Below are 12885 nucleotides of genomic sequence, written 5' to 3' on the forward strand. Positions count from 1 at the left end.
AGGATCTAGCACTTCCCCAAGCTGCTTGACTATATTTTACCTTGACAGGTTATATCAATCTTTATTTCAAATTTCATATTTCTTCATTTTGTATATGTCCCTTCATCGCAGAAGCCATGGTTTGTAAAATGATACAACAAGATGTTGCTCCCGCATCCAAAAATCCAATCGAGCGCTCCTGCAATCTAGCAGCACGGCCTATTTTAGCCATCATATTTTTGGTATTTTCCTTGCCAGCTTCAGCACCAGCAGATAACTCTTCTAAAGACTCAAAAAAGGATTTTCCCTCTTGTAAGGCATTAGCAAAGGCATCTCTAGCAGGTACAATGGTGTCAATAAGGGTTTTATCTCCTACTTTTGCACCAGCTAAATCCATAAGGGCAGTAGTGCTATTATTCAGAGCATTTAAAAGATCAGTTGCCTGGATTTTTTCTGTAGTCTTCAAGGCTTTCCAAAATTCATTAAACATAGTACCATAAATGGGCCCCATGGATCCTCCAATATCCATAATTAAAGTGCGTCCCAATATTTTAATGGCCTCAGCAAAGGATAATTCCTTATTCATAATACGTTCCTTGGCCATTAAAAATCCCTTATTCATATTTACCCCATGATCTCCATCTCCTGTAGCTCCGTCTATTTCACTTAAATATTCGGCATTTTGGTGGATGGCTTCAATGATTTTAAGCACAATCTCTGAATTTCCAGCATTTAAGATATATTCCATAGGTCTATTCTCCTATCTGAGTTAATCCCATTGTTTCTACTTCCATATCAATACATTCCTTTAATTCTTCATCCACTTTCATCATGGTCAATGTAATTCCATTCATTTCTAGGGAAGTAAAGTAATTCCCCACATAGGATTTATAAATGACAATCCCATCTGCTTGTAACAGCTGTTCTATTTCATCAAAGAAGATATATTGTTCCATGACAGGTGTAGCTCCCAGTCCTGATACTAAAACCACCACCTCATCCCCCTTTTCAAAGGGAAGATCCTCTATAATTAAATCATGCATTTCCTTTGCGATTTCCTTTGCTGATGCTAATTTTTCTACACGGATACCTGGCTCTCCATGATGACCAATTCCAAACTCCATTGTACCTTCTTCTATTTTAAAATTTGGTTTTGCATTTGCTGGTATGGTACAAGGCCCAAGGCCAACTCCTACGCTTCGGGTATGATCGATAGCTTTTTGTGACGCGGCTATTACTTCATCTAAAGTAGCACCTTGGGCAGCCTTTGCACCTCCTACCTTCCACATCAAAATTTCTCCCGCAACACCACGGCGTTTTTCCGAATCTGTTTTCTTTGCAGAAGCTACATCATCATTAGCCACTACTGTCTTTACCATAATGTCATCATCCTCTGCCATCATAGAAGCCATCTTCACATTCATGTTGTCCCCTGCATAATTTCCATAGAGACAGGCCACTCCCATTCCTTGGTCCGCTGCTACTATAGCATCGTAAAAGGATTTTGCTGTTGGTGATGAGAATATTTCCCCTACGGCTACAGCATCTACCATATTTTTACCCGCATAACCAATAAAGGCTGGCTTATGTCCGGATCCTCCCCCTGTCACAATCCCTACCTTCTTTTTTTCCTTTGCAGTATTAGAAATAATTACTCTAGGATTATCTGGGTGTACGTGTACAATATCTTTGTGTACCTTGGCAAATCCTTTTAACATATCTTCTACAACCATCGAGGGGTCATTAATTATTCTTTGCAATTGTATTGCTCCTTTCTCTTTAAGATGTTTCTATAATAAGGCAGATTCAGAAATTCTTTTTAAATTAGCTAGACCTCTTACTGCTAATTCCTCCCCAGTTTCTGCAAACTTTCTCCATATTGCACAATTTGCATTTAACTCCTCAAAACTTGGGTCAAAAGATTCAATAACAAGGGGTCCATCATATCCTACCATCTCTACTGCTCGAAATAGCTCAGTCCAAGGTACCAATCCAGTACCAGGTATGCCACGATTACTTTCGCATACATGAATATAACCTAAGTATTCTTTGCCACAAGTATATATAGCCTCTTTAAAGGAGGTTTCTTCTCGTATCATATGGAAGCAATCTAGATGAACTGCCATATTCCCTGTGCCCACAGCCTTACAATACTCTACGCCGGTTTCAGCGGTATTGATAAAGTGGGTTTCAAAACGGTTGACAGGCTCTACACAAATTTTTAACTTTGGATGTTTCTCGAGGGCATAGGTTGCTACCTCTTTCATCGCAGATACAGAATTATCCCATTCTTTTTGTGTAGGGGGTTTACCACTTAGGCAGCCCCATCCAGCATAATTTACGCCACCAAGTATATTGGAGCCCAATTCTAAGTTAATATCTACTAATTTTTTTAATCTTTTTATCCCTTTGGCACGAATTTCAGGATTGTCGCTTAATAAATTAGTTTTTTCATCTAGGGTTATGGAAGTTATCACCTCTAAACCCGTTCCTTCTAGTTCTTTCTTTACTTCCTGCAGTGGAAAGTTTTCTGGATAAGCAATGGCAAAGTCAATGGCTTCAAACCCTAGTTCCTTTGCCTTATGAATTATCCATAAATCTTTAATGGTAAATACCTCTGTCCAAATAAAAGTATCTACGCCAAACCTCATATTCATACCCCTTTCTATCCTTTTATTCTTGACTTAATCTATTGTGCTAGTTAGCTTAATAATCTATTACACTCTTTTAAATTGTCGTATAATAAAGTATATATCTTATAATATTTTTGATATAATTTTACATTTTCTTTATTGGGTTTTACTATTTTTTTTACTTTTACAGCTTTGTCTAAAATAGGTTTGAAATCCTCAAAAACTCCTGATCCTACTCCAGCAATTATGGCTGCTCCAAAAGCAGGTCCTTCCTCTACATTAATCAAACTTATTTCCCTATCTAATACATCAGCTATTATACTTGTCCACAATTGACTATTGGCTCCCCCACCAGTTAATCTAATTTCTTTTATATCAATACTCTTCTCTATGCTAGCAAGACAATCTTTAAATCCTAAAGCTACACCTTCTAGCACACTTCTTATTAAATCTTCTGGGGTTGTATTTGATGAAAGCCCATAAAACATTGATTTAGCATTTGGATCCGGGTGAGGACTTCTCTCTCCAAAAAGATAAGGAAGAAAGATAACCCCATTACTACCTGGCAATACTTTTGATGCCATATTAGTCAACTCTTCATAGGTTTTATCTGTTTTCAATATATTATTTCTAAACCACTTTAGACACATTCCAGCAGATAACATAACCGTCATTAAATACCAGGAATTATCGCAGGCATGATTGAAAAAATGCAAATTACCTTTCGTCTCTACATTATTCTTATCTGTATAGGCGATTATTGTGCCCGATGTTCCTATACTGAGTGCAGCTTTAGAATTCTCTACTATTCCACTACCTATGGCTGCACATGCATTATCTGCACCCCCTGCTATAATCAAGGTTTTTTCACTTAATCCTAGTTCCCTGGCAATCTCTTTTTTTATGCTACCCACAATATCTGTAGATTTCACTACTTTAGGAAAAATATTTTCCTTTAGATCTAGCTTATGAATTAGCTCTTTGTTCCACCTTTTATTTTTCACATCATATAACAACGTCCCTGCCGCATCGGACATTTCCATGCTGATATCCCCAGTAAACTTATATCGAATATAATCTTTAGGTAATAGTATATACTGAAGATTTTCATAGTTTACTTTCTCATTTTCTTTTAGCCAAAGTATCTTTGGCGCAGTAAAGCCTTCCAAAGCTGGATTAGAAACATAATTTAATAATTGTTCTAGTCCTCCTACTCTCGTATATATTTCCTTACATTGTGTAAAGGTTCTGGTATCATTCCATAGGATAGCAGGCCTCAATACTTTATTGTTTTCATCTAAAAAAACCGAGCTATGCATTTGTCCTGAAAAGCCGATGGCCTTAATTTCATCCTTATTAATTCCACTTTCCCTTACAATTTCTCGTACTACCTTTGTGGTTCCATGCCACCATTGTTCTGGATCTTGCTCCATCCAACCTTTTTTTACAATATTGATATCATAGGATTCTATTTTTGAAAGGATTACCCTACCTGCATTATCAATAATTATTGCTTTTACACCACTGGTGCCTATATCTATTCCCATAAGATATTCCATGTCAACACCTCCTTATTTTAAAGACAGGACATGAATTTCTCCAAATTTTGCTGTTTTAAAAGCAGCTTAAGGATACCTTCCCTAAGCTGCTATATCATTTTAAATCTATCTATCTCTCACATCTCGTTTTACATTGGGATTAGTAAATACGTCAAAGGCATCAAAACTCGGGGAAGAAAACTCACTAACTACGGCACCATCTTTTCCTGCTTTAAACCAATGTTTTGTATTTGGTGCCAATGTATATTGCTCTCCAGCTTTTAAGTGTATTTCTTTACTTGCTGTATAGTATTCTTTGTTTTTTTGAGGTAAAGAAACACTTATTTTTTCGAGGTCAAGGGTCTCATCTGCTTCTTCATACAAATATACCTCTCCCCAACGACATCTAAAGGTTTCTTGCTTTCCTTCTCTATCTTCTAAATCAGGATGCATATGCTCTGGGCAAGTCTGGTTTGGTAAAAGAGCCATCTCTTTTGCACAATATCGGTCGTTGTTCACATATAGTATTAAGTTTAATCCTTCTTCTTCAATATTGTCTAAACCAAATTCAGCATAATCTATACTGTCTATCTCATTTTGAGTTAAGACAATTTTGGATTTGCGAAATATTTCTTTCACGCGTTCTTTATAATCTGATGAAATATTTGACATATCTTTTCCTCCAATATTTTTATCTAATTTTTAATTCTGCGAAATCAATATCTTTTTCATCGTCTTCTGTAAGTTCCCTTACATCATCTAAAGCTACGGACTTTTTCAATATGAGCAACACAATGGCTGTTGCCAGGGATCCTACTAATAAAGAGATTAGCCAAGCAAAGGGATTAGTCATTGTTACCATGGCGAATAATCCACCATGGGGAACGGGTGAACCTGCACCCATGACCATGCTCATAGCTCCACCAATAGCACCACCTATACCTGTTGCCAAAATACAACGCCATAAATCATTAAAAATAATAGGATAACAACCCTCTGTAATCATACAAACACCCATTGGAAAAGCCGTTTTCAAGGTTTCTACTTCCATTCTCACATAGATATTTTTACGAAATACTTTTTGTAGGAAATATGCCATGGTCATACCAAAGGGCGTTACCATGGAAGCAAGCATTAATACAGCCATAGGTTCATTGATTCCCTCTGACTGAAGGGATAATAAGAATGCAAATACCACTTTATTAATAGGACCGCCATAGTCAATACTGGAAAGAATACCAATAATTACACCAAATAATAGCTTCTGATTGGTATCCAAACCTCGTAAATACTCATTTAGTGCATTCGTAAGGGCTGAAACAGGTGTTCCCAAGACATAGTACATGATAATACCCACTGCTAACGAAGCAACAAATGGGATTAATAACATGGGTTTAAGTCCTTCTGCCCATTGAGGAACTTTCATCTTATCCACTAAGAATTTTGCAATATAACCAGCAATATAGCCGCCAATAAAACCACCGATAAATCCAGAATTCATATTAATTGCAATCAAACCTACTAAAAAACCTGGGGCAATCCCTGGTTTATCAGCAATAGAAAATGCGATACCTGTAGCGATAACTACAGGGAGCATCCCCAAAACTAATCCACCCATGGTGTACATTGCATCAAAAAAGCTAAAGGGATCATTAATATTTTCAATGGTTACCCCACCAAAAAGACTACCTATTGCTAACAGAAACCCACCACTTACCACGATTGGGATTAAATAAGAAATCGCTGTTAAGGCATGTTGCTTTAAATTATTGAAAACCTTTCCAGATGATTGTTTGCTCATTTTCTCTTACTCCTTTCCCACAATTTCTTCTACTTTTTTAATAAATTTATTTGGAGATTTAATAACCACTTCAGTAGGAATCTCAATGGTTTTGATGTCTTTAAAGCGTTCTTTCCCACTCACTTTTACATCCGCAGCAATAATGACAACATCTGCCTGTTCAAGCAATTCCTGAGGAATAGGATCTTGCACTCCAATGGTTCCTTGGGTCTCCATATGAATCTTATGACCTGCTTTTTTTGCAGCCGTTACTAATTTTTCTTTAGCAATATAAGTGTGTGCAATTCCTGCTGTACAAGCGGCAATTCCAACTATATTCATATTAATTCCTCTCCTTTCTTTTATGAAAAAGCTTGTATTAATTCTTCTGTTGTTCGGGACTTTAAAATATTATTCACTACCTCTTCATTACCTAGTTTTCCAGCTAAGGCAGCCAACATTTTTAAATGCTCGTTACCCTCACCATTGCCTGCCTGGACACAAAATAGGCAGACTATTTTTACTCCCTTATCATCTAATGTCTCCCAAGGAATTTCATTGTTAAATTTTCCAATGGCAATTCCATTCTTTAAAACGCTTTCACTTTGGCCATGGGGAATGGCAATATAATTACCTATTCCCGTTTGACCAAGGGATTCGCGATGATAGATATCTTTTTTGAATAATTCTACATCTTTGATATAACTTTTTTCTTTTAGTAAATTAGCTAATGTATCAATGGCTTCCTCTTTGGTCCTTCCTGGAAGATTTACTGCCATAATTTCTTCATTTAAAATATCCATCATGTTCACCTCCTGGTTATCATTTATTATATTAATAATATAAGTCCATCTTATTGTCAGACTTAAATAATTTTATTTTTTCTAAGGATGTCTTCTTTGCCTCTTTGATACAATCAGGGAAAATAACATTAGGTTCTCTTATTTCTAAATTCCCATTGTCCAAAATTTCCCTTAATTTATTGGTAAAAGATATTTTAATATCAGAAGAAATATTGATTTTAGAAATTCCTAATTCAACTGATTTTGCAATTTCTTCATCAGGATTGTTTGAACCTCCATGCAGTACAAGGGGAATATCAACTACCTTAGTAATCTCCTCTAAAATATCTAAACGTAATTCAGGGGTCATATCCTTAGGATAGAGTCCATGGGCTGTGCCAATAGCAATAGCTAAAGAATCAATATTTGTTCTTTTAACAAATTCTTTGGCTTTTTCTGGATCAGTATAGATAATTTCGTTTGAACCACCTTCCACTGTATTTCCCGCATCACCAATTGTCCCTAACTCAGCCTCAACAGAAACTCCAACTGCGTGAGCAATCTCTACCACTTTTTTTGTTATAGCAACATTTTCTTCAAAGGGTAAATGGGAGCTATCTATCATTACAGATGTAAATCCTAATTGAATAGCATGAATGACTTGCTCTAAAGTTGCTCCATGATCTAAATGGATGGCAACAGGCACTTTTGTATGTTGACATTCGTATAAAACTTGACTAATAAAACTATCCCTTAAAAATGCAAGCTCGTCTGGATGAATAGCCATCATAAAAGGAGATTTTTCCTCTTCACATGCTTCTATTACTGCTGTTAATAGTTGCCCACTACCAGCATTAAATGCAGGTACAGCGAAATGACTTTTTTTTGCAACATCTAACATCTCTTTCCCTGAAATTAACATCTTAAAACTCCTTTCTTTTTTCTTCTTATTTTTTCTTTTACTTTCTTTTATTAATTAAATTATATTTCTATCAGAAAATAAAGTCAACCTTTTTATTCTATTTCTTTTTTTTGTTTTTTAAATTATAATAGATTATAATAAATACCGATAATTAATTAGAGGTGATTACATGTTTGCTGAAGAAAGAAAAGAATTGATTAGAAAAAAAATATACAGTGAAGGAACTGTTTACGTTAAAGAATTAGCAAAAGAATTTAAGGTTTCTAGTCCTACCATTCGAAGTGACTTAGATAAAATTGTTGAAACCTATAAGGATTTAGAACGCACCCATGGCGGAGCTATTTACAAAAAGAAAAAAAAAGAAACTAAAGAAAAATTTATTGTCTATAATGAAAGAGCCACTCTTAATAAAAACTTAAAGAAAGAAATTGCCTATAAGGCCATATCCTTAATTGGGGAAAAAGATACTCTATTATTGGATTCAAGCTCTACTACTTTTGAATTAGCAACATTTTTAGCTAATTCTGCATTAAAAAACACTGTCCTTACCAATGGTTTAACTACGGCAATGGTTTTAAAACAAAATCCAAATTTAACAGTTATTGTGATAAGGGGAATAGTTAAAGCTGATTCAAATACTATCCACGACGAATTTCAGGATCCTATTTTAGATCAATTTAATATTGATAAATATTTCTTTTCAGCTTCTGGACTTTCTATGGAAAGCGGTTTTTCTGAATTTAATATCCAGGAAGTTAAGAGCAAAAAAGAAAATATCCAACGGGTCAAAACAAAAATTGCCTTAATGGATAATAGTAAATTTGATAAAGATTCAAGTTCGACTTTTTGTTCTTTAGAAGATGTTGACCTGATTATATCTGACTCATCTTTAAATAAAGAAGTTTTAGAGAGATATCGTATAAAGGTTCCTATAGTTATTTCATAAAATGTATATAATTCTCTCCTTTAAAGATGAATTGGGTATAGCTGCATATTTACTTTTGCTAATTAATAAGTGCTCTGTTCTTTTAACTAGAATAAGTAAAATGCTTTATAAAAGTATGAGAACGCAAATAAATCTATGTCTAAGAGAAATTTAGCCCTTATCAAGCGATAAATAATTAATAAAAATAAGCATATCTGGTAATAGCCTAGATACAGCTATATAAATTGTAAGGTACATTGTTTTGCAACGATTGAAATAACCAACTACAGCATTCCATTTGTTATTTTATTTAAGCATGTAATTCCTTAGAATACTTTGTCATTAAACCAAAAGCAGCCCTTGGCCTGCTGAAGTTGTTAAAAAAAGGGTGGGTTTTTCCAAGGACAAAACATCTCTTTTTCGATTATTATAAACCATGGATAATTTCGTCAAAATAAATAAAGTGAAAAATCCACCCTGTCCATTTGTTTGGTGGAACATAGTAGATTTTATTTGATTGGATTTATTTTAGGAAGCTAAAAATAAAAAAAGCAACTCTATTGTCCATGAATAAGACAATAGAGTTGCTTTTTTCGCCATTAAAATCTAAAGTACGACTCCCCCATCTACACTAACCACTGTGCCCGTGATAAAACTAGCTTCGTCTGAGGCCAAGAAAGCATATAAATTGGCTACATCCTCAGGTGTCCCCAATCTTTGAAGGGGAGCTTTCGCCTTCATTGAATCTAATACCTTTTCAGGCATTTTCTCTACCATAGGAGTAGCAATAAATCCTGGTGCAACGGCATTGGCCCTCACACCTTTTCTCCCTAACTCTTTGGCCCAGGTCTTGGTCATCCCTATGACACCCCATTTAGTGGCAGCATAATTTGTTTGACCAAAGTTCCCATAGATTCCTACTACCGAGGAGGCACTTAAAATAACTCCACTCCCCTGTTCTACCATAACTTTCGCAGCAGCTTGCCCGCAATTATATACACCTTTTAAATTCACTGCAATCACTTTGTCAAATTGATCCTCTTGCATTTTTACCAATCGAGCATCTGCTGTAATTCCTGCATTATTCACTATAATATCTACTTTTCCATAATGCTCCACTGTACGAGAGATCATTTCCTCTACTTGGGCTATATCCACTACATTTACACTTAACCCTAAAGCCTCTCCCCCTGATTGTTTTATTTCTTCCATGACTCTATCAATATCTTCTTGATTCATATCCGCGATAACAACCTTTGCACCTTCCTCAGCAAATTTTTTTGCGGTAGCTTCCCCTATTCCTCTACCTCCTCCAGTGATAATGGCTACTTTTTTCTTTAATCTCATGCTCATACCTCCTAATTAGTTATTTATTATACAAATGATTTACACTAAACCCATACTTGCTAAGATAATCGCTACCACTACAGATAAAACTGGTATAGCCGTACAAGTCATAAAGATATCAATATAAGAATCCTTATGGGTTAAGCCAGTAACTGCTAACAAAGTGAGCACTGCACCGTTGTGGGGTAAAGTATCTAGTCCTCCTGAGGATAAAGAAGCAATTCTATGGAAGGCTTCAAGATTCATTCCTGTTGCAGCTGCTATCTCAGAATATTTCGTCCCCAAGGCCTCTAAGGCAATACCCATACCTCCTGAAGCAGATCCAGTAGCTCCCGCTAGAACGTTTACAGATACTGCTTCAGAAATCAAGGGATTTCCCTTAATTCCTAACATTAAATTTGTTAGAGTTTGAAACCCTGGTACGGCCTTAACTACCGATCCAAATCCCACAGCTGCACTGGTATTGATAATGGCAAGTACAGATCCACTGGCCCCGCTGTTAATGGCTTCGGTAAACTTTTTATGAACATTGATATTTAAAATCATACTGAGGATGATCCCTGACAATAAAGCAGGTACAATATTCCACTCAAGTAAGTTTAAAGTTAGAATGACGGAAAGCAATGGTAAGAAAGAGATCAATGGATTAGGTAAATGTTCAGCAACAGCTTCTATTTCTTCCTTGTTCTTAGGTTCTTCAAAGAACTCCCCCTTAGCCTCAAACTTTCTATGTCTCCATGCTAGCCATGCATATCCTCCTCCTAACATCACCAAAGTACCAGCAATACCCATAATCGGAGCTGCCATAGGTGTGGTACCAAAATAATCCATAGGAATTAAGTTTTGTATCTGTGGTGTCCCTGGTATAGCTGTCATGGTAAAGGTAAAGGCTCCTAGGGCAATAGATCCCGGAATTAATTTTCTTGTGATATTGGCCTCCCTAAATAAGGCAAGGGCAATGGGGTACATGGCAAACACCACAACAAATAAGCTGATTCCACCATAGGTAAGTACCGCACAACCGATAACCACGGCTAAGATAGCCCTTTTTGCCCCAATGGTTTTTACCAAAAATTGGGCCACAGATTGAGCCGCTCCTGTTAAATCCATCAGTTTCCCAAAGATAGCCCCCAACATAAAGGCTGGAAACCAGGACTGAGTAAATCCTACAAAACCTGCCATATAGGTTTCAGTATAAGCGGGTAGTAATTCTAGCCCCCCTGTCAATGCCACAACTAATGCACAAATAGGTGCAATCCAAATAATGGACCAACCTCGAAAGGCTAAAATCATTAACAATGCTAAACCTAAGATAATACCAAACATACATTTACTCCCCCTTTTTTGTAGTGATTGCTAAAAAAATATTACTTACTCAGTTGCTCACAATGAAGTCCCATGGGTTCTTCCCTAAATATTCTACTGTCCATTTCCTTGAGATCTTTTGGGATTATAGGCTGAAATCCCATTTGGTTGACAATATCTTCTTGTACATCAATACCTGGGGCAATTTCCTTAAGGACTATCCCCTCTTTACTCAATTCAAAGACAGCTCTTTCGGTAACATAAAGAACTGGTTGCTCTACTTCAACTGCATATTCCCCACTGAAGGTAATTTGTTCTACTTGGTTAATGAGTTTTTTAATTTTTCCCTCTTGGTTAATCCTAAGCTTTCCATTTTCTATTTTTACCTTCAATCCTCCTGCTGTAAATGTTCCACAATAAACTACTTTCTTAGCATTTTGGGTGATATCAATAAATCCACCTGAACCAGCTATTTTAGGACCAAATTTACTTACGTTCACATTTCCTACTTGATCTGCTTGGGCGAGTCCTAGGAATGCTATGTCTAAACCACCTCCACCATAGAAATCAAATTGGGCTGGCTGATCCACTATAGCATCAGGATTTATAGCCGCACCAAAACTTAGCCCTCCCGCTGGTACCCCTCCAATGGGACCTGCTTCTATGGTAAGGAGCATTTCATTCCCTATGCCCTCTTCATTGGCTACCATGGATATTCCCTCTGGCATACCAATTCCCAAATTAGTAATCGCATTGGGGATAAGTTCCATGGCACATCTTCTGGCAATAACCTTTCTTTCATCTAAAGGGAGTTTTTTGATAGATTCTACAGGTACTTTTATTTCTCCTGAATAGGAAGGATTATATCCTTCTGAAAAGGTCTGCATATGATTTTCTGGCTTTGCCTCGACAATGGCATCTACTAAAATGCCAGGTATCTTTACTAATCTAGGATCTAAACTACCTTTGGATACGACCTTTTCTACTTGAAGAATAACAATTCCTCCAGAGTTTTTCACAGCTTGGGCAATAGCTAAACCCTCTAAGATAACAGCCTCTTTTTCCATGGTGGCATTTCCCATAGGATCTGCATAGGTTGCTCTAATGAAAGCCACATCAATGGGAAAAGGTTTATAAAGGAGATATTCCTTATCATGGATATTGATCACTTCCACAATATCCTCCTTGGTCATTTCATTTAGCTTTCCACCCTCCACTCTTGGGTCAACAAAAGTTTTTAATCCCACATGGGTAATCGTCCCTGGTTTACCCGCTGCAATATCTCTAAACATGTGGGCAATGACTCCTTGGGGTAAGTTATAGGCTTCTATTTTATTCTCCATGGCCAATTTTTGCAGTTTAGGAGCTAGATTCCAGTGACCCCCTATCACCTTTTTGACCAACCCTTCATAACCTAAATTATTAAGCCCCTTTTCCTTTCCATCTCCTTGCCCAGCTGCATATACCAATGTAAGATTTTGAGGAGAATGCTTTTCTAAAAAGCGTCTTTTTAATCCAGATGTCAATTCTTCTGGATGAGCATTGCCTACAAACCCTCCTATGGCTACTGTTGCACCTTCTCGAATCATACTTATTGCCTTTTCAACGGGTAATACTTTTGAAGTCATATAAATTCCTCCTATCCAAAATAGATACTATAAGGCCTAAAGAACT

General features: G+C 36.5%; 13 protein-coding genes. 1 reads left to right on the top strand and 12 read right to left on the bottom strand.

Features of this window, described 5'->3' with window-relative positions:
* Positions 1-73: 73 nt before the first annotated feature.
* The 9 genes from dhaL to NSA47_RS10560 form a co-directional block, all read right to left on the bottom strand.
* Positions 74-727 carry a dihydroxyacetone kinase subunit DhaL gene (dhaL, locus tag NSA47_RS10520; RefSeq protein WP_257531756.1) on the bottom strand — a complete coding sequence of 218 codons (654 nt, stop codon included), beginning with the start codon at positions 725-727 and terminating at the stop codon, positions 74-76.
* Positions 728-731: 4 nt separating this feature from the next.
* Complete coding sequence (locus NSA47_RS10525) at positions 732-1739, bottom strand: dihydroxyacetone kinase subunit DhaK (protein WP_257531759.1); 1008 nt, start codon at positions 1737-1739, stop codon at positions 732-734.
* Between the two features lie 30 nt (positions 1740-1769).
* The gene (locus tag NSA47_RS10530) at positions 1770-2636 is read right to left on the bottom strand and encodes a sugar phosphate isomerase/epimerase family protein (RefSeq protein WP_257531761.1); all 867 of its coding nucleotides are present in this window, start codon (positions 2634-2636) and stop codon (positions 1770-1772) included.
* 44 nt (positions 2637-2680) lie between these two features.
* Complete coding sequence (xylB, locus tag NSA47_RS10535; protein WP_257531763.1) at positions 2681-4171, bottom strand: xylulokinase; 1491 nt, start codon at positions 4169-4171, stop codon at positions 2681-2683.
* Positions 4172-4276: 105 nt separating this feature from the next.
* Positions 4277-4822 (bottom strand): D-lyxose/D-mannose family sugar isomerase, encoded by a 546-nt coding sequence (locus NSA47_RS10540; protein ID WP_257531765.1) that lies wholly within the window; start codon positions 4820-4822, stop codon positions 4277-4279.
* A gap of 19 nt (positions 4823-4841) precedes the next feature.
* The gene (locus tag NSA47_RS10545; protein ID WP_257531767.1) at positions 4842-5951 is read right to left on the bottom strand and encodes a PTS fructose transporter subunit IIC; all 1110 of its coding nucleotides are present in this window, start codon (positions 5949-5951) and stop codon (positions 4842-4844) included.
* Between the two features lie 6 nt (positions 5952-5957).
* The gene (locus NSA47_RS10550; protein ID WP_257531768.1) at positions 5958-6272 is read right to left on the bottom strand and encodes a PTS fructose transporter subunit IIB; all 315 of its coding nucleotides are present in this window, start codon (positions 6270-6272) and stop codon (positions 5958-5960) included.
* 20 nt (positions 6273-6292) lie between these two features.
* Positions 6293-6733: a PTS sugar transporter subunit IIA gene (locus NSA47_RS10555; protein WP_257531770.1), complete on the bottom strand. Its 441-nt coding sequence runs from the start codon at positions 6731-6733 to the stop codon at positions 6293-6295.
* Positions 6734-6764: 31 nt separating this feature from the next.
* Positions 6765-7634: a ketose-bisphosphate aldolase gene (locus NSA47_RS10560; RefSeq protein WP_257531772.1), complete on the bottom strand. Its 870-nt coding sequence runs from the start codon at positions 7632-7634 to the stop codon at positions 6765-6767.
* Positions 7635-7803: 169 nt separating this feature from the next.
* Here NSA47_RS10560 and NSA47_RS10565 point away from each other — a divergent pair, with 169 nt between their 5' ends.
* Complete coding sequence (locus tag NSA47_RS10565; RefSeq protein WP_257531774.1) at positions 7804-8580, top strand: DeoR/GlpR family DNA-binding transcription regulator; 777 nt, start codon at positions 7804-7806, stop codon at positions 8578-8580.
* Between the two features lie 585 nt (positions 8581-9165).
* On the opposite strand, the gene fabG is transcribed toward NSA47_RS10565, so the two are convergent.
* Genes fabG through NSA47_RS10580 form a run of 3 tightly spaced genes read right to left on the bottom strand, consistent with a single transcriptional unit; the run spans position 9166 to position 12839 of the window.
* Positions 9166-9906: a 3-oxoacyl-ACP reductase FabG gene (fabG, locus tag NSA47_RS10570; protein WP_257531776.1), complete on the bottom strand. Its 741-nt coding sequence runs from the start codon at positions 9904-9906 to the stop codon at positions 9166-9168.
* Between the two features lie 39 nt (positions 9907-9945).
* On the bottom strand, positions 9946-11232 hold the full coding sequence (locus NSA47_RS10575; protein ID WP_257531779.1) for a GntP family permease: 1287 nt from the start codon (positions 11230-11232) through the stop codon (positions 9946-9948).
* A gap of 41 nt (positions 11233-11273) precedes the next feature.
* Positions 11274-12839 (bottom strand): acyl CoA:acetate/3-ketoacid CoA transferase, encoded by a 1566-nt coding sequence (locus NSA47_RS10580; RefSeq protein WP_257531782.1) that lies wholly within the window; start codon positions 12837-12839, stop codon positions 11274-11276.
* Between the last annotated feature and the right edge of the window lie 46 nt (positions 12840-12885).

The organism is Irregularibacter muris, assembly GCF_024622505.1.
Classification (GTDB): Bacteria; Bacillota; Clostridia; order Eubacteriales; family Garciellaceae; genus Irregularibacter; species Irregularibacter muris.